This is a genomic window from Streptomyces sp. NPDC059037 (assembly GCF_042740015.1).
GTDB lineage: Bacteria > Actinomycetota > Actinomycetes > Streptomycetales > Streptomycetaceae > Streptomyces.
In genome coordinates, this window is the sequence record NZ_JBHYIG010000020.1 from 40,822 (window position 1) to 56,969 (window position 16,148).

The following is a 16,148-nucleotide window of genomic DNA, read 5'->3' on the forward strand; positions in this document are numbered from 1 at the left end:
GCGCCTCGGGTGCCTCCCGCGCCTCCGGGGCGCCCACGCGCCCCCCGCGCCCCGCGCCCTCGGGTGGGGCCCCCCCCCCGCCCCCCCCCGCCCCCATACCTGCCCGAGGGGCCCCGGCGCCCACTGCTGGAGCTACGACACGCGTTACGACGACCTTCTCGACGAGGAGAACTAGCCAGTGATTCAGCCGTGGTTCACGGATGCCAAGCTCGGGATCTTCCTCCACTGGGGCATCTACAGCGTGGACGGGGTCGCCGAGTCCTGGTCCTTCTTCCACGACCAGGTGCCCTACGACCGCTACATGGCGCAGCTCGAAGGCTTCACCGCCGCCGCGTACGACCCCGAGGCCTGGGCGGACCTGTTCGTCCGCGCGGGCGCCCGCTACGCCGTCCTCACCGCCAAGCACCACGACGGCGTCGCCCTGTGGGACACCGCGGCCAACGACCTGTCCGTCGTCAAACGCACCCCCGCGGGCCGCGACCTCATCGCCCCGTACGTCGCCGCCCTGCGCGCCCGGGGCATCAAAGTCGGCCTGTACTACTCGCACTTGGACTGGTCGCACCCCGACTACGCCACCGTGCGCCCCGAAGGACAGGACCCCGCCGAGCGCGGCAACCGCTACTCGATGCCCGCCGCCGGCGAGGAGTCCGAGCAGCGGTGGGCGGACTTCCTCGCCTTCCACCGCGCACAGGTACGGGAACTGCTCGAACGGTTCGAGCCCGACCTGCTCTGGTTCGACGGGGAGTGGGAGCGCAGCCCCGAACAGTGGCGGATGGCGGAACTCGCCGAGGAGATCCGCGCGCTGTCCCCGCACACGGTCGTCAACGGCCGCCTCACCGGGCACGGCGACTACGCGACGCCCGAACAGGGCGTGCCCATCGAACCGCCGTCGCAGCCATGGGAGTTGTGTCTCACCGTCAACGACTCCTGGGGCCACCAGCCGCAGGACGACCACCACAAGTCGCCCCGACAGCTGGTCCGCATCTTCGCGGAGGCCATCGGAGGCGGCGGCAACCTCCTCCTCGACGTCGGCCCGAAGGAGGACGGCACGCTCCTCCCCGAGCAGACCGAGCGCCTCGAAGCGCTGGGGGAGTGGACGTCCCGGCACACCGACGCCGTCTACGGCACGGTGCGCGGCCTTCCGCACGGCCACTTCTACGGACCGTCGACGCTCTCGGCCGACCGCCGCACCCTGTATCTGTTCCTCTTCGACCGGCCCAACGAGTACGTGGTCCTGCGGGGCGTACGCAACGCGGTGACGTCCGCGCGAGTCCTGGGCAAGGACGTCGAGGTGCCGCACGAGAGGGTCGGGGGCCTGGGGGACGTACCCGGCTGGGAGTACGTCCATCTCACCGACGACGTCCTTGATCCCCTCTGCACGGTCGTCGCCCTGGAACTCGACAGCGAGCTCGATCTGTATCGCGCGCATACACGTGACTGAGCGCCCCGCTGGATGTGCGGTTCATTCACCGCGGGCCGGTGGGGGCTGGTCGCGCCCGCGCGGCGGAGCCGCATATGTCACAGCCCCGCGCCCCTACGGGCGCGCCCCCGGCGTGCCCTCCTGATCCCACCCGCACCCCCATCCCGAAGTTCGGAGGCCCTATGCCCCGCACCACACGCTCTCTCAGACCGAGGACGGCGCTTCTCGCGCTCGCCGTCCTCGCCGTTCCCCTCGCCCCGTCGGCGGCCGCCGCGCCGCCGTCCACCCAGTCCGCTGAGGAGGAAGCCATGTCCGGCCGGCTCCCCGTCGTGTCGCCGACCCCGCAGCACATGGCCCGTGCGGGCGACGACGTGCCGCTCGCGCGGCGGGCCGAACTCGTCGTCGGCGACGACACGGATGAGGCGGCTCAGCGTCGCGTCACCGAGGTCCTGCGCGCCCACGGGGTGCGCGACATCGACGTACGGACGAAGACGTCGGGCAGCGCCCCGCTGACGGTGCTGCTCGGCCCGGCCACCCGTCCCGACATCGCGAAGGCGCTCGGCGCGACCAAGGTGCCGGAGCAGGACGAGGGCTACGCGCTGCGGGCCGGGCACCGCACCGTCGCGCTCGGCGGCACGGACGCGACCGGGCAGTTCTACGCCGCCCAGACCCTGGGCCGGCTCATGGCGCGCGGCCGCATCGCGGGGGCCGAGGTCTCCGACTTCCCCTCCATGGCGCTGCGCGGCAGCATCGAAGGGTTCTACGGCCCGCCCTGGACCGAGGCCGAACGCCTCGACCAGATGGACTTCCTGGGCGACACCAAGGCCAACACCTATGTGTACGCGCCCAAGGACGATCCCTACCACCGCGAGAAGTGGCGCGAGCCCTACCCGGCGGACAAGCTCGCCGAGCTGGGCAAGCTCGTCGACCGCGCGACCGCCAACCATGTCCGCTTCACCTTCGCGGTATCGCCCGGCGGGTCCATCTGCTACTCGGACCCGGCGGACGTCAAGGCGCTGACCGCGAAGCTCCAGGCGCTGTACGACCTGGGCGTGCGGTCCTTCTCGGTTCCGCTGGACGACATCAGCTACACCAAGTGGAACTGCGAGGGCGACAAGGCGAAGTTCGGTGAGCCGGGCCGTGGCCCGGCGGCCAAGGCGCAGGTGGGTCTCCTCAACACCATCCAGCGGGACTTCATCGCGCAGAAGGAGGGTGCCAATCCGCTGCAGATGGTGCCCACCGAGTACGGCGACCTGACGGACACCGCGTACAAGCAGACGATGCGGGCCGAGCTGGACGGCGCGGTGGAGGTGATGTGGACCGGGACGGACGTCGTCCCGCCCGAGATCACCAACGCACAGGCGGAGAAGGCCGCCGAGCTGTTCGGGCGGAAGGTGTTCGTCTGGGACAACTACCCCGTCAACGACTTCGCGCGTACGGCGGGGCGGCTGCTGCTGGCTCCTTACGACAAGCGGGAGGCGGGTCTTTCGGGGCACCTGAGTGGCATCGTCTCCAACCCGATGAACCAGGAGGCGGCGAGCAAGTTGGCCGTCTTCACCATGAACGACTTCTCCTGGAACGACCGGGGGTACGAGCGGACGCGGTCGGCGCGGCAGGCTGCGCTGTATCTCGCCGGGGGCGATGAGCGGATCGCCGACGCGGTGCAGACGTTCGTGGATCTCAACCATGCGGCGCCGACGTTCGGTGAGTCGAACTGGCAGCCGCAGTCGCCCGTGCTCGGGCCGAAGCTGGACGCGTTCTGGAAGCGGTACGAGAGTGCCCCCTCCGGGGCGGTACGGGAACTGCGCCCCACGGCTCGGGAGATCGAGCGGGTCCCCGCGGTGCTGCGGGACGGTCTGCCGGACCCGCTGTTCCTCCACGATGCGAAGCAGTGGCTGGACGCCACGGAGCTGTGGGGCGCGGCCCTGCGGCATGGGCTCGCGGCGCTGACCGCGGAGCAGTCGGGCGACGCGGACGCCGCGGCGAAGTCGCTCGCCGCGATGGAGGAGGCCGCCGGGCGGGCCTCCTCGATCCAGGTGGACCCGGCGGAGCATCATCAGCACGGGCCGGTGAAGATTGCGGATCCGTTCCTGGATGAGTTCGTCAAGGGGGTGCAGGAGAGGGTCTGACCTTGCTCCACTGCGGGGCGGTGGGGGGCTTCCCTGGCCCGCCGCTCCGCGACGGATCTTTCCCGCCCACCCACCCGATGACCCCGCAGCGCGGGAGGGGTGGGCACAACGCCCGCTGCCGGGTGCGCCCGGGGCAGAAGCGTGACGTTGCGGTAACTGATACGTCAGTCAGGGGCGCAATCGCAGGGTATCGCCGACCACAGGCCCACCGAGATTGCGGTCAGCGCAACGCGAAGGTACCGTGCCCGGCATGCAGCAAGACCCCGAGGTGGCGGACCGCGTCCGCAAAGTCATCGCCGACGCCGGCACGACCCAGCGCGAATTCGCCCGCCGCATCGTGATGGACCCCTCCAAGCTCTCCCGCTCCCTCGGCGGCACCCGCCGCTTCACCGCCGCCGAACTCGCCCGCATCGCGGACACCGGCGGCGTCGACGCGGGCTGGCTCCTGGGCACCCAGACGACCACAGCCCCCGCGAAGCGCGAACGCACCGCCGTCCCGGAAGGCGGCCGCCCCCTCCAGATCGTCCGGGAGACGGTGCGGCTCGTCGCCGAGCGGGGATTCCACGCCGTCCGCGTGGCCGACATCGCCGAGGCCTGCGCCACCAGCAGCGCCGCCATCCACTACCACTTCCCCGGCCGCGACGACCTTCTCGAAGCCGCCGTCCGCTGGTGCATGGACGAGGACACCGCCCGCCGCGCGGCCAGGGTCGCGGACGCCGCCGACGCCGCCGACGAACTGCGCCAGCTGATCGAACTGCAGATCCCCCGCACCCCGCAGCAGCGCTGGCAGTGGAGCGTCTGGCTCGACCTGTGGGCCGAGGCCGCCCGCTCGACCGCCGTCGGCCGGCTGCACGCCGACTACTACCGGCAGTGGCGTGCCACCGTCGCCGATGTCATCCGGCGCGGCGTCGAGCAGGGCGTGTTCCGCCTCGTCGAGCCGCAATCGGCGGCGCTCAGACTCACCGCCCTGATCGACGGCCTGGCGACACAGGTCCTCGCCTCGACCCCCGGCGGCGACGGCACGTCCCCCGACGACATGCACGAGGCGCTTCTTGTGTACGTCGAGTCGACGCTCACCGCGCCCCGCCCGCGGAACTGACCGCGCGCCACTTCACGAACGTACGCATCAACCAACACCAACAGCCCCTACTCCAGGGAGAGTTCACCATGCCCGTGAACCAAGACGTCATCATCACCGCCGCCCTCACCGGCGCCGGCGACACCGTCCGCAAGAGCCCGCACGTCCCCGTCACGCCCGAGCAGATAGCCAAGTCGGCGGTCGAGGCCGCCGACGCGGGCGCCGCCGTCGTGCACATCCACGTCCGCGACCCCGAGACCGGTGATCCGTCGCGCGACCCCCGCCTGTACCGCGAGGTCGTCGAGCGGATCAAGGAGACCGGCACCGACGTCGTCATCAATCTGACGGCGGGCATGGGCGGCGACCTGGTCATCGACCCGGTCCAGCCGCTGAAGGAGCTCGGCGAGCTGCCCGGCACCGACCTCGTCGGCGGCCTCGACCGCCTCCCGCACGTCGAGGACCTGCTCCCCGACATCTGCACCCTCGACTGCGGCTCCCTCAACTTCGGCGACAACCTCTACATCTCCACCCCCGACATGCTCCGCCAGGGCGCCAAGCGCATCCAAGAGCTGGGCGTGCGGCCCGAGTTGGAGATCTTCGACACCGGTCAGCTGTGGTTCGCCAAGCAGCTCATCGCCGAGGGACTGCTCGACGCCCCCACCGTCTTCCAGCTCTGCATGGGCATCCCGTGGGGCGCCCCCGCCGACCCGGGCGTCCTCCAGTCCATGGTCAACATGCTGCCCGAAGGCGCCCAGTGGGCCAGCTTCGCGCTCGGCCGGATGCAGATGCCGTGGGTCGCCCAGTCCATCCTGCTCGGCGGTCAGGTCCGCGTCGGCCTCGAGGACAACCTGTACCTCGGCAAGGGCAACAAGGTGACGAACGCGCAGCTCGTCGAGCGCGCCGTGCAGATCACCGAGAACCTCGGCTCGCGTGTCGCCACGCCGGACGAGGCCCGCCGGAAGCTGGGCCTCAAGTCCCGCGTGTAGCGCTTCGCCGGATTGCGCGGCCATTCGTCTGCGGCGTCGCTGTGGCTGGTCGCGCAGTTCCCCGCGCCCCGCGCAGCAAGAAAGGATCCCCCTCATGACCACCACGACCACCCCCGAAGAAGTACGCCGCGTCGCCTGCGTAGGCGCCGGTGTCATCGGCGGCGGATGGGTCGCGCACTTCCTGGCCCGTGGCTATGACGTCACCGCCTGGGACCCCGCGCCCGACGCCGAGCAGAAGCTGCGCCGTCTCGTCGACGCCGCCTGGCCCGCGCTGACCCAGCTCGGTCTAGCCGAAGGAGCCTCGCAGGACCGGCTCACCGTGACCGCCACCCTCGAAGAGGCCGTCGCCGAGGCCCAGTTCGTGCAGGAGAGCGCCCCCGAGAAGCTGGAGCTCAAGCGCGACCTGCTCGCCAAGCTGGATGCCGCAGCGCCCGCCGGAGTCGTCATAGCCTCCTCCACCTCCGGCTACCCGATGACCGACATGCAGACCGAAGCGGCCACTCCCGGCCGCCTGGTCGTCGGACACCCCTTCAACCCGCCGTACCTGATCCCGCTCGTCGAGGTCGTCGGCGGGGAGCGCACCGACGCCGAGGCCGTGACCTGGGCGTCCCGCTTCTACGAGGTCGCGGGCAAGTCCGTCATCACCATGCAGGACGAAGTCCCCGGCTTCATCGCCAACCGCCTCCAGGAAGCCCTGTGGCGCGAGGCCCTGCACATGGTCGCCAACGGAGAGGCCACCGTCCGGGAGATCGACGACTCGATCACCGAAGGGCCGGGCCTGCGCTGGGCGTTCATGGGCCCGATGCTCACCTTCGCGCTCGCGGGCGGCGAGGGCGGCATGGCCCACATGCTCGACCACTTCGGTCCGTCCCTGAAGTCGCCGTGGACGCGCCTCGAAGCACCCGAGCTCGACAAGAAGCTGTACGACGCCGTGGTCGCCGGATGCGACGACGCGGCGGACGGCAGGACCATCGCCGACCTGGTCGCCGAACGCGACCAGGGAGTCATCGACGTACTGCGGGCGACGGGCCGTCTGCCGCAGCAGCGGAAGGAAGCCAAGTGACCGACACCACCGCACAGTTGCCGCTTCTGCGCCGTACCGTCCGGCCGGAGTGGATCGACTACAACGGCCACATGAGCGAGGCCTTCTACGTCCTTGTCTTCGGCTATGCCACCGACGCCATGATGATCGAGACGGGCCTGCACGGGGGCTACCGCGAGTCCACCGGCTGCTCCCTCTACACGGCCGAGGCGCACATCCGCTATCTGAACGACGTCGCGGAGGGCTCTCAACTCGTCGTCCGTACCCGCATGTTGGGCGCGGACGCGAAGAAGGCGCGCTTCACGCACGAGATGTACGTGGTCGCTGACGCCGAGACGGAACCCGCCCCGGACGCTGCCCCCGTGGCGACGACGGAGCTGCTCGCCCTCCACGTCGACCAGAACGCGGGCCGCACCACGCCCTTCCCGGACGAGATCCGCGAACGCCTCACCGGCCTCGCGGAACCGGCCCCGGAATGGGCGGGCCGCTCCATCGCCACGGTGGGCGGCTGAAGGAGGTCACGCGGCCGGCGGTGTGCCGACGCCCAGCAGGGCGAGGAAGGCGGCGGCCGCGGGAGACGGGGTGAACCGGCTCCAGACGAGGCGCTCCACCCGCACCGGACCGTTGGTGACCGGGACACCGCGCACGCCCGGCAGTTCGGCGGCGAACGCCGCGGGCAGCAGGGCGATGCCGAGGCCGTGGCGGACCATCCTGGCCAGCAGTTCGACGCCGGACACCTCGAAGGCGACCTCGCGGCGCAGCCCGGCCGCCGCGAACGCCTCGTCCGACTGGGCACGGGCGGCGCTGCCCGCGGCGAAGTCCACGAACACCTCATCGACGATGCGGCTCAGGTCCACCTCGTGCTCCGCGGCCAGCGGGTGGTCAGGGGCGACCACGGCGACGTGCTGCCCATGGGCGAGTTCCAGGTCGTGGACGCCCTGTGACCGGAACCCGGGCTGCACGCCGAGGAACGCCGCGTCGAGCCCGCCGTCGCGCACCTGCTCGACGAGCCGCTCGCTGGCGCCGGTCCGCAGGCTGATCCGCACCTGGGGGTAGCGCAGGCGGTAGTCCCGCAGCACCGCCGCGAGATCGACGGCCGTCACGGTGGGGATCGAGCCGATGACCAGCGTGCCCCGTATCTCGCCGGTGGCCGCCGCCACCTCGGCCCGAGCCCGATCGGCCGCTTCGAGCGCCTGGCGGGCGGCCGGCAGGAACGCCTCCCCCGCGGCGGTCAGCCGGACCCTGCGGCTGGTCCGCTCGAAAAGCCGGGCACCCAATTCCTTCTCCAGCCGGGACACTTGATGGCTCAGCGCGGACTGGACGACATGGCACCGCTCGGCGGCGCGGGTGAAGTTCGCGGTCTCCGCCACCGCGAGGACGTAGCGCATCTGCTGGAGCTCCATCTGATCCATCGTGAAACACGATGGATCAGATGACAAGCATGTGTTGGACCGATGGGTCCAGGCCGGGCGATGCTGAAGTCACCGAAAACAACGGCCTCAGCGCCCCCGGCGCCCGACCCCGCGGAGACAACCCATGCGCGTGATCGCCTTCGACCACCTCGTCCTGAACGTCGCCGACATCGAGCGTTCGCTCGCCTTCTACACCGGCCCGCTGGGACTGGAGCCGGTACGGGTGGACGAATGGCGGGCCGGCAAGGTCCCCTTCCCTTCGGTGCGGGTGAGCCCCACCACCATCATCGACCTCGTCACGGCGCCCGCCGGAGAGCCGGTGGGCAGCAACGTCGACCACATCTGCCTGGTGGTCGAACCCCTCGACTGGCAAGAGGTCGTCGACTCCGGCGTGTTCACGGTGGTGGACGGTCCAGGCAAGCGCTTCGGCGCCCGGGGCACCGCGATCTCCCTGTACGTGCAGGACCCGGACGGCAACACCGTGGAGCTGCGCTGGTACCCGAAGGAAGCCTGAACCGACCTCAAAGAGCGCCTGAACCGCCCCTTGCTGTCACCCCGTGGTCGGCCGGTACGCGTACACGGAGGTCACCACCAGGCAGGGCACCGGCGGCACCACTTCGACGCGCAGGGTGCGGCGCGCGGAGTCGTAGTCCACGCCTTCCGCCTCGAACGTGCCGGGGCAGATGCTCCGTTGCGGCGCGGCGAACAGGCTGGTCACCTTGCCCGTGACGGGCTTCCCGTCGAGCGCGTGCGCCAGGTCCACCTGGAGGACCGGGCGGTCCTCGGGGAACAGCTCCTTGGACGCGTCGTTCGATGCGCACACCAGTCGGGTGTCCGACACGAAGTCGCAGCCCTGGATGTCGCGCACCGGCTTGTCGAGCGTGATCTGCCCGGCCTGGGGGAGTGCTCCGCCGGTGGGCGGGGTCGAGGAGTTGAGGAGCGGGGCGGGGAAGACCTGGAGCCGGGGCTGGTCGCCCCATTCGCCGGACACCAGCCACTGCTTGTCCGGTGAGACGGCGGCGAAGGAGTTGTTCAGCTTCTCGCCCGCGTCGAGCTGGTGCTCGTAGAGGTGGCGCTTGCCGTCGGGCGTCGTGACGGCGAACATCTTCGACTTCGCGTCGTCGCCGCCCTGGTAGGCGTCGACGGTGTGGCCGTCGGCTATGTCCGGGTCGCCCACGTGCGACCAGCCCTTGGTCCGCAGATCGAGCGGTATCGAGCCGAGGCCCCGGTAGAGGAGGCTGCCGTCGGCGCGGCTGGCCAGGCCCTGGCTGCCGGTGAGGGAGTTGACGGTCGAGCTGCCCGACTCCTGCCAGCCGCCGGGGGAGCGGGGTGCGGTGTCGGCGGATGCGGTGCCGCCGGTGACCATCGCCGTGGTCAGGGTGAGCGCGGTGAGCAGGGCCGCGGATGTCTTGCGTGCTGCGGGTGCCTTCAAACGTGTCATTGGGTGCGCTGCCTCCGTGGGGGGTCGATCGCTGCCGGGCAATCGTACGTAACGTGACCTCTGTCGACGGGTGGGTTCTGACACGTCGACAGATGTGCGTGAGGTGGCCGTCAGGTGGTGCGACAGAAGGTGGTTGAGACGTGAGGCTGGTCATTCTCGGTGGCGGCGGATTCCGCGTCCCGCTCGTGTACGGGGCGCTGCTCGGCGATCACGCCGAGGGCCGGGTCACCGAAGTCGTGCTGCACGACCTGGACGCGGCGCGGCTCGGGGCGGTCGCCCGCGTGCTTGCCGACCAGGCCATGGGGGTGCCGGACGCGCCCGCCGTCACGGCCACGACCGATCTCGACGAGGCCCTGCGCGGCGCGGACTTCGTGTTCTCCGCGATCCGGGTGGGGGGCCTCGAAGGGCGTGCGGCCGACGAGCGGGTCGCGCTGGCCGAAGGGGTGCTCGGGCAGGAGACGGTGGGCGCGGGCGGCATCGCGTACGGGCTCCGCACGGTTCCGGTCGCCGTCGGCATCGCCCGGCGGGTGCGTGAACTCGCCCCCGACGCCTGGGTGATCAACTTCACCAACCCGGCGGGGCTCGTCACCGAGGCGATGTCCCGGGAGCTCGGCGATCGCGTCATCGGCATCTGCGACTCGCCGGTGGGCCTGGGCCGGCGGGTGGCGCGCATCCTTGGCGGCGATCCGGACTCGGCGTTCATCGACTACGTGGGGCTCAACCACCTCGGCTGGCTGCGCGGCCTGCGGATCGACGGGCGTGACGAGTTGCCGCGGCTGCTCGGCGATGACGCGCTGCTCGGCTCGTTCGAGGAAGGGCGGCTCTTCGGGGCGGAGTGGCTGCGGTCATTGGGGGCCGTGCCGAACGAGTACTTGCACTACTACTACTTCAACCGCGAGGCGGTGCGGGCGTACCAGGAGGCCGAGCAGACGCGGGGGGCGTTTCTTCGGGACCAACAGGCGCGGTTCTACGAGGAGTTGGGGCGGGCGCAGGTTTCTGGCTCCTCCTCGTCCCCCTCGTCCTCCTCTTCGTCATCCGCCTGGAAGGCCTGGGACGCGACGCGGGCGGAGCGTGAGGCCACGTACATGGCGGAGAACCGGGAGGCCGCGGGGGTGGGGGAGCGGGCGGAGGAAGACCTTGAGAGCGGGGGATACGAGAAGGTCGCCCTTGCCCTGATGCGGGCCATCGCGCGTGACGAGCGGGCCACGCTGATCCTCAACGTCCGCAATCGCACGACGCTTTCGGCGCTGGACGGTGACGCGGTGATCGAGGTGCCGTGCTCCGTGGACGCGAACGGCGCCCACCCCATGGCGGTGGATCCGCTGCCCCTGCACGCGACGGGACTTGTGTGCGCGGTCAAGGCGGTCGAGCGGGAGGTCCTCGCCGCGGCGTCCAGCGGCTCACGCGCCACCGCGGTGAAGGCGTTCGCGCTGCATCCGCTGGTGGATTCGGTGGCGGTGGCGCGGCGGTTGGTGGAGGGGTATCGGGGGGTGCATCCGGGGCTGGCTTATCTGAGCGGGGCGTAGCCGGCCTGGGGCTGTCGGCCGCGGTGGTCCTTGCTGTGGGCAGGCGTTTCGCAGGGCGGAACGGGTGGGCACAGCCCCGGTTGCGGGGCTCCGATGAAGCAAGGCGGCAGGGCAGGGCCGGCGCACAGCAGGCAGAGCTTGTTGGCCCCGGGGTCGGTCATCTTGCCGGGCCACGTTCTCGGCGCCCATGACCGCCCCGGCCAGCTGTCAGTGGCTGCATCCCCTGAGACGAGGCAGCCCGACGCCCTGTGACACGGACGCGCGTTTCAGCCCTGACCGCCAGGCCGGCCGCCGGGTTCCACCGGCGTCGCGCCGGGGCGGGTCCACTGCGGCACGGGGCGGCCGGTCGGGCCCCAGGTGGCGTTCCCGTCCGCGTCCGTGCTCCAGAACCAGCACGACTCGTGCCCCTCGGGCCAGCCTTCGGGCTTGTCCTCCCAGGCCTCGCCGCGGCCGTAGGGCGTCATGTCGAGCAGGCCGAAGGAGCCGTTGACCGGCTCGTTGCCACGGCCCGTCGTGGAGTAGGTGAGGAACACGCGGTCGCCGTCGCGCAGATAGCAGGTGAGGTAGCCCATTTCACCGCCGACCGGCTCCTCCACGCCGCGCACCGAGTACCAGGGCTGCGTGTAGCCCATGAACTCGACGTACGGGGCCACCTCGTCCCAGCGGCCGGTGGTCACGATGGCGAACGAGACGCCGCGGGCGTTGAGGTAGACGGCGTCCTTCGCGTGCCAGGCCGTCGTGGTGCAGCCCGCGCACTGCCCCTGGTGCGGCTCGCCGTCGTGCCACATGTGCTTGTAGACCACGAGCTCGTCGCGGCCCTGGAACAGCTCCAGGAACGGCACCGGGCCGTCGGGTCCGACGACCTCGACCGTCCCGTCGAACTCCACCATCGGCAGCCGGCGGCGAGCCGCGGCGATCGCGTCGCCCTCGTGGGTGTGGGCCTTCTCGCGGACCAGGAGCTTGTCGCGTTCGGTCTGCCAGGTGTCCAGGTCGACGATGGGCGGGCGGCCGGTCAGCGCGGTGGTGGTCGGGTCGTCCGGTGCGGTGGTCATGGTGTGTCCTCCGTGGTGTCTCGTGCCGGGCGGCGTCTGCGACGGTCACCGGATACGGATTGGTCACCGGACACAGACTGCTCACCAGATAAAGACTGCTCACCAGATACAGACTCGCGACCCGGCGGGAACTCATCGCGGCGGGGGCGCATTCGGCCGAGCCCCAGCGCGCGGACATGCTCTGAGATGATCACCGGATGAGCCCCGTCATCGCCATCGGATCCGCCGCCGCAAGGCCCTGCACGCTCGTCGTCTGCCGAGGCTGCTGCTGCGGAGACGCCCGTAAGAACCCCGGCATCGACCACGAATGGCAACTGGCGCGGCTGCGGGCCGCCGCCGCAGAGTCGGCGGGCCGGTTCGCCGTACGGACGAGTGAGTGCCTCGGGCCCTGCGGGCAGGCGAACATCATCGTCGTACAGCCGTCCGGGGAAGGACGGCGCAAAGGCGGCCGAGCCGCATGGGTCGGCTTCGCCGTGGACGACGAATCGCTCGACGAGATAATCGCCTGGGCCGAGGCCGGCGGGCCCGGGCTCGCTCAGCCGTCGGCCACCCTGGAGCTGCAGCTGGTCGAGCCCGGTAAGGCGTGATCAGACGACCGCCTGCAGGGGGAGTTGATCAGGCCGCCGTCGGGGAGCTTTCGAGGACCTTGTCCAGGAAGCCGTGCAGATTCGCCACCGTGCGGGCGTTCTGCTCTTCGAGGGTGAGGCTTTCCTCGAAGCGGCGGGCCAGTGCCGTCGTCTTCTTGCCGCGTACGTAGAGCGAGCAGGCCAGGTCCGCGCAGATGTAGATGCCGACCGAGTTGCCCTGCCGGCCCGCGGGACCGGACAGCGGAGCGACCAGCAGGGTGATGCCCGAGCCGGACTGCGGGGTCACGCAGACCGAGCAGATGCTGGACTTGAGCATGCTCTTGCGCGCGCCGGTCGACGCCCGCAGCGCGATGCCCACGTACGCCCCGTCCCGCTCCGTCACCACATAGCCCCGGTCCGGGGCCTTGGGGTCGCGCCAGCCCAGGAAGTCAAGGTCTGACCAGGGCGTCTCGGTGAAGCCGGCGGGGAGTGTGAGCCGGCGGGCCTCGCCCTTGGAGCAGTTGACGAAGGACGCGCGGATCTCTTTCTCGCCGATGGGTTCCATGATCCGGAAGTTATCAATGGGCGGCTGTCGGCGTCTTCTCCTTTTCCGCCTCCTCGCTGCCCGTAGGAGGTGGGACGCTGATAGCTGGTGTCCGCAGTCCGGGCGGCTGCGGGGCGGAGGGGGACGGTGACGGGGATGGCCGGGAACGGCGTGGGGGATGACGAGTTGGACCTCGCGGACGCGATCACACTCCTGCGGGAGCAGGTCGCCGAGGCCCAGCGGCGCGTGGCCACCGATGGGGATCGGGGGGTCGGGTTCGGGCTCGGCGAGATCACGGTGGAGCTGGGCATGGAACTGGCCCGCGCCCGCGGCGTCGACGGCGGGCTCCGGTTCAGTGTGATCGGCCTGGGGGGCAAGAAGGAGAGCGCTCGCAGGACCACCCACACGGTCACCGTCTGCCTCAAGCCGCACCTGCCGGGGAGCGGCGACCTGGGTGACGTCGAGGTCGTCGATGACGAGGACGACGGCTAGCGGCGACTCCGTGAACCACGCCGTGAACCACGCCGCGCAAGGGGGAGAACATGCAGACCGACCGGGTGGTTCAGATCCGCGTTCCCCGGCAGGACCGGGGCGCGGACGGCAAGCCGCGGTTCGGCAGCGGCTACCTGGTGGCGCCGCGTCTTGCCCTGACCGCCGCCCACGTCCTGGGCGGCGCGGCGGCCGTCGGACACGGCGGGGTTCTGGTGAGCCAGTCCGGCGGTGGACAGTTCGCCGCGACCGTGCGGTGGTGCCGGGACGACGAACTCGTCGATGCCGCGCTGCTCGAGATCGACGACGGTGCCGGCTGGCCGGTGCCCGCCTCCCTGCACGATCTGCGCGCCCACCCGCCGCAGCGCTGGGGCCGGTTCATCGGCACGCGTCCGCAGCCCGTCGGGGCCTGCGGCTTCCCCCGCCTGCAAAAGGACGCGGCCATCCGCAGGGTCGAACAGTTCGAGGGACACATCAACCCCGTCACCGGCGGGCCGGGCGGCCGCTACGACGTCCTGAGCCTGGACCCGCTGCCGGCCTACGCCCCGGCACCCGGGTCCAAGGCCACGAAGTGGTCGGGGATTTCGGGGGCCGCGCTGCTGTCAGGGAACCTGCTGGTCGGGGTCTTGTGCCGGGACCGCAGGGCGGCCCATGGGGCCCGGCTGACCGCGGTCCGCGCCTGTGACCTGCTGGCCGAACCCGGCTTCCGTACGCTGCTGCACCGGCACGGCGGCTGGGAGGCCATCCTGGAGGCCGTCGAGCCCGCGGCGCTGCTGGCTCCCGCGGCTCAGGAACGAGACCTGCGTTCCCCGGCGATGCTGCTGCAAGCCGACGTCGAAGCCGTCTCCTTCCGTGATCGCCACACCGAGCTCGCCGATCTCCGCGACTGGTGCCACCGCGAGCAGCCGCAGACCCTCGCGGTACGGGTGCTGACCGGTCCGGGCGGGCAGGGCAAGACCCGTCTCGCCCGCCGGCTGACCGCCCTGCTGCGCGACGACGGCTGGATCACCGGGCACCTGCGGGCCAACCTCACCGACGACCCCGCAGGGCCCGGGCCCGACTGGAGTGTCCTGGACACCGCTCAACCCCGGCTGCTGGTCGTCGACTACGCCGAAACGCTGCCCCACCAGGTCCGCCGCCTGATCGAACACCTCCGCACCGCCCACCACCCCACCCGCCTCCTGCTCCTGGCCAGGGCCGAGGGGGAGTGGAAGCACGAGACGCTCAACGCCACCGCCCCCACCCGCGCGATTCTGGCCGATGCCCCCGTCGCCGAACTCACTCCGCTCCTCCCGAGGAATGCCCCGGCCGATGCACGAGCCGAGGCCTTCACCACCGCGGTGGCCGACCTGGCCCGGCTCCTGGGCCGCCTCTCCGGATACACCGCTACGGACTGGCCGGCCCTGGGCTCGGCCTTGCGGGCGCCCGACGACCTCGCCCACCCCCGCTACGACTCCGCCCTGACCCTGCAGATGACAGCCCTGGCCACCCTCCTGCAACACGGCCCCGCCCCCGTCCCCACCACCCCCGGTCAGCCCGCCGAGGCCACCTTGCTCCGGCACGAGGAGCGCTACTGGGACGGAACCGCATCGTCGCCGATGTTCAAACTCGGCGACCTGCGGATGGTGACCCTGCGGCACGCGGTCGCCGCGGCGGTGGTGTGCGGAGCCGCCGACCAGAGCGAAGCGGTGGCCGTCACCGCCACCGCCCCCGACATCCCCACCGGCCGGGCCCCGGCCGTCGCCCAGTGGCTGCGCTTCCTCTACCCCCCCGGCCCCCGGCCGCTACTGGGGCTCCCTGCAACCCGACCGCATCGCCGAGCACCACGCCTCCACGGTGTTCACCGGCCCCGACACCGCGCTGCCCGCCCTCATGGCCGCCGCCACACTCACCCAGCAGGCCCAGGCCCTGACCATCCTGGCGCGCGCAGCCATCGGCCACGCCAACGCCGGCCGCACGACCATCAGCACCGAGGTCCTGCACGCCATCGACACCGCCCTGGACACCACGCCACCTGCCCCGCAAGCCCTGCAGGCGGTATCCGCCGCACTCCCGCACCCGTCCCGCGCCCTGGCTTCCCTGGCGCTACGCCTCACCCACGACCTGATCAAGGTCTACCGGGAGCTGGCGGCGCTCAACCCCGACCATCCCGACGCCTTCCACCCCGATCTCGCCGGGGCGTTGAACAACCTGTCGATCCGGTATGGGGAGCTGGGCCGGCGGGCGGAGGCGCTGACGGCCAGCGAGGAGGCCACCGCCGTGTACCGGCGGCTTGCGGCGGACAATCCCGATGCGTACGAATCCGACCTCGCCGGGTCGTTGAACAACCTGTCGGTCGACTATGGGGCGGTGGGGCGGCGGGCTGAAGGCTTGAGCGCCATTGTGGAGGCCACCGAGATCCGGCGGCGCCTCGCGGCTGCCAACCCTGATGCCTACGAGCCTGACCTCGCAGGGGCGTTGAAC

17 protein-coding genes and 1 pseudogene are annotated in these 16,148 nt (G+C 71.3%); 12 read left to right on the plus strand and 6 right to left on the minus strand.

From position 1 onward, the window contains the following. Window positions 1–181 precede the first annotated feature (181 nt). The 6 genes from ACFWY6_RS07045 (at window position 182) to ACFWY6_RS07070 (ending at window position 7,167) form a co-directional block, all read left to right on the plus strand. Complete coding sequence (locus ACFWY6_RS07045) at window positions 182–1,441, plus strand: alpha-L-fucosidase (RefSeq protein ID WP_384687240.1); 1,260 nt, start codon at window positions 182–184, stop codon at window positions 1,439–1,441. 161 nt (window positions 1,442–1,602) lie between these two features. Further along, window positions 1,603–3,549, plus strand: coding sequence for a beta-N-acetylglucosaminidase domain-containing protein (locus tag ACFWY6_RS07050; protein WP_384687206.1), 1,947 nt, complete (start codon window positions 1,603–1,605; stop codon window positions 3,547–3,549). Window positions 3,550–3,799: 250 nt separating this feature from the next. Beyond that, the gene (locus tag ACFWY6_RS07055; protein WP_384687208.1) at window positions 3,800–4,648 is read left to right on the plus strand and encodes a TetR family transcriptional regulator C-terminal domain-containing protein; all 849 of its coding nucleotides are present in this window, start codon (window positions 3,800–3,802) and stop codon (window positions 4,646–4,648) included. 68 nt (window positions 4,649–4,716) lie between these two features. Further along, window positions 4,717–5,613, plus strand: a complete 897-nt coding sequence (locus ACFWY6_RS07060) for a 3-keto-5-aminohexanoate cleavage protein (protein ID WP_384687210.1) — start codon at window positions 4,717–4,719, stop codon at window positions 5,611–5,613. Between the two features lie 94 nt (window positions 5,614–5,707). Then, window positions 5,708–6,676, plus strand: coding sequence for a 3-hydroxyacyl-CoA dehydrogenase NAD-binding domain-containing protein (locus ACFWY6_RS07065; RefSeq protein WP_384687212.1), 969 nt, complete (start codon window positions 5,708–5,710; stop codon window positions 6,674–6,676). After that, complete coding sequence (locus ACFWY6_RS07070; protein WP_384687214.1) at window positions 6,673–7,167, plus strand: thioesterase family protein; 495 nt, start codon at window positions 6,673–6,675, stop codon at window positions 7,165–7,167. Before ACFWY6_RS07065 ends, ACFWY6_RS07070 begins: the two co-directional genes overlap by 4 nt. Window positions 7,168–7,173: 6 nt before the next feature. On the opposite strand, the gene ACFWY6_RS07075 is transcribed toward ACFWY6_RS07070, so the two are convergent. Then, entirely contained in the window at window positions 7,174–8,058 is an 885-nt protein-coding gene (locus tag ACFWY6_RS07075; protein ID WP_384687216.1) for a LysR family transcriptional regulator, read from the minus strand. A 133-nt stretch (window positions 8,059–8,191) separates the two neighbouring features. On the opposite strand from ACFWY6_RS07075, the gene ACFWY6_RS07080 reads away from it, so the two are divergent. After that, the gene (locus ACFWY6_RS07080; protein ID WP_384687218.1) at window positions 8,192–8,581 is read left to right on the plus strand and encodes a VOC family protein; all 390 of its coding nucleotides are present in this window, start codon (window positions 8,192–8,194) and stop codon (window positions 8,579–8,581) included. Between the two features lie 36 nt (window positions 8,582–8,617). Here the strand turns inward: ACFWY6_RS07080 and ACFWY6_RS07085 are convergent, their stop codons facing one another. Next, window positions 8,618–9,433, minus strand: coding sequence for a hypothetical protein (locus tag ACFWY6_RS07085; RefSeq protein ID WP_384687242.1), 816 nt, complete (start codon window positions 9,431–9,433; stop codon window positions 8,618–8,620). A 215-nt stretch (window positions 9,434–9,648) separates the two neighbouring features. Here ACFWY6_RS07085 and ACFWY6_RS07090 point away from each other — a divergent pair, with 215 nt between their 5' ends. After that, window positions 9,649–11,034: a 6-phospho-beta-glucosidase gene (locus tag ACFWY6_RS07090; protein WP_384687220.1), complete on the plus strand. Its 1,386-nt coding sequence runs from the start codon at window positions 9,649–9,651 to the stop codon at window positions 11,032–11,034. A 266-nt stretch (window positions 11,035–11,300) separates the two neighbouring features. Here the strand turns inward: ACFWY6_RS07090 and ACFWY6_RS07095 are convergent, their stop codons facing one another. After that, window positions 11,301–12,086, minus strand: coding sequence for a DUF899 domain-containing protein (locus tag ACFWY6_RS07095; protein WP_384687222.1), 786 nt, complete (start codon window positions 12,084–12,086; stop codon window positions 11,301–11,303). Window positions 12,087–12,283: 197 nt separating this feature from the next. On the opposite strand from ACFWY6_RS07095, the gene ACFWY6_RS07100 reads away from it, so the two are divergent. Further along, window positions 12,284–12,673 carry a (2Fe-2S) ferredoxin domain-containing protein gene (locus ACFWY6_RS07100; RefSeq protein ID WP_384687224.1) on the plus strand — a complete coding sequence of 130 codons (390 nt, stop codon included), beginning with the start codon at window positions 12,284–12,286 and terminating at the stop codon, window positions 12,671–12,673. Between the two features lie 28 nt (window positions 12,674–12,701). Here ACFWY6_RS07100 and ACFWY6_RS07105 read toward each other — a convergent pair whose 3' ends face one another. Then, window positions 12,702–13,217 (minus strand): FBP domain-containing protein, encoded by a 516-nt coding sequence (locus ACFWY6_RS07105; protein WP_266872267.1) that lies wholly within the window; start codon window positions 13,215–13,217, stop codon window positions 12,702–12,704. A gap of 135 nt (window positions 13,218–13,352) precedes the next feature. Between ACFWY6_RS07105 and ACFWY6_RS07110 the strand changes: the two genes are divergently transcribed. After that, the gene (locus ACFWY6_RS07110; RefSeq protein ID WP_384687226.1) at window positions 13,353–13,688 is read left to right on the plus strand and encodes a trypco2 family protein; all 336 of its coding nucleotides are present in this window, start codon (window positions 13,353–13,355) and stop codon (window positions 13,686–13,688) included. 50 nt (window positions 13,689–13,738) lie between these two features. After that, window positions 13,739–14,068 (plus strand): annotated as a pseudogene (locus ACFWY6_RS07115) (trypsin-like peptidase domain-containing protein); the annotation flags it as partial. A gap of 219 nt (window positions 14,069–14,287) precedes the next feature. On the opposite strand, the gene ACFWY6_RS07120 reads toward ACFWY6_RS07115, so the two are convergent. Together ACFWY6_RS07120 and ACFWY6_RS07125 are read right to left on the minus strand one after the other, a co-directional pair. Continuing rightward, window positions 14,288–14,902: a hypothetical protein gene (locus tag ACFWY6_RS07120; RefSeq protein ID WP_384687228.1), complete on the minus strand. Its 615-nt coding sequence runs from the start codon at window positions 14,900–14,902 to the stop codon at window positions 14,288–14,290. 353 nt (window positions 14,903–15,255) lie between these two features. Continuing rightward, window positions 15,256–15,384 (minus strand): hypothetical protein, encoded by a 129-nt coding sequence (locus ACFWY6_RS07125; RefSeq protein WP_384687230.1) that lies wholly within the window; start codon window positions 15,382–15,384, stop codon window positions 15,256–15,258. Between the two features lie 137 nt (window positions 15,385–15,521). Between ACFWY6_RS07125 and ACFWY6_RS07130 the strand changes: the two genes are divergently transcribed. After that, a partial coding sequence (locus ACFWY6_RS07130) for a tetratricopeptide repeat protein (protein ID WP_384687232.1) occupies window positions 15,522–16,148 on the plus strand: 627 nt, incomplete at its 3' end.

Excerpts from the sequence above, each read along its gene's own strand:
- ACFWY6_RS07050 (WP_384687206.1), top strand. The coding sequence starts at position 1,603 with ATGCCCCGCACCACACGCTCTCTCAGACCGAGGACGGCGCTTCTCGCG.
- ACFWY6_RS07055 (WP_384687208.1), top strand. The coding sequence starts at position 3,800 with ATGCAGCAAGACCCCGAGGTGGCGGACCGCGTCCGCAAAGTCATCGCC.
- ACFWY6_RS07060 (WP_384687210.1), top strand. The coding sequence starts at position 4,717 with ATGCCCGTGAACCAAGACGTCATCATCACCGCCGCCCTCACCGGCGCC.
- ACFWY6_RS07065 (WP_384687212.1), top strand. The coding sequence starts at position 5,708 with ATGACCACCACGACCACCCCCGAAGAAGTACGCCGCGTCGCCTGCGTA.
- ACFWY6_RS07075 (WP_384687216.1), bottom strand. The coding sequence starts at position 8,058 with ATGGAGCTCCAGCAGATGCGCTACGTCCTCGCGGTGGCGGAGACCGCG.
- ACFWY6_RS07080 (WP_384687218.1), top strand. The coding sequence starts at position 8,192 with ATGCGCGTGATCGCCTTCGACCACCTCGTCCTGAACGTCGCCGACATC.
- ACFWY6_RS07085 (WP_384687242.1), bottom strand. The coding sequence starts at position 9,433 with ATGGTCACCGGCGGCACCGCATCCGCCGACACCGCACCCCGCTCCCCC.
- ACFWY6_RS07095 (WP_384687222.1), bottom strand. The coding sequence starts at position 12,086 with ATGACCACCGCACCGGACGACCCGACCACCACCGCGCTGACCGGCCGC.
- ACFWY6_RS07100 (WP_384687224.1), top strand. The coding sequence starts at position 12,284 with ATGAGCCCCGTCATCGCCATCGGATCCGCCGCCGCAAGGCCCTGCACG.
- ACFWY6_RS07105 (WP_266872267.1), bottom strand. The coding sequence starts at position 13,217 with ATGGAACCCATCGGCGAGAAAGAGATCCGCGCGTCCTTCGTCAACTGC.
- ACFWY6_RS07110 (WP_384687226.1), top strand. The coding sequence starts at position 13,353 with ATGGCCGGGAACGGCGTGGGGGATGACGAGTTGGACCTCGCGGACGCG.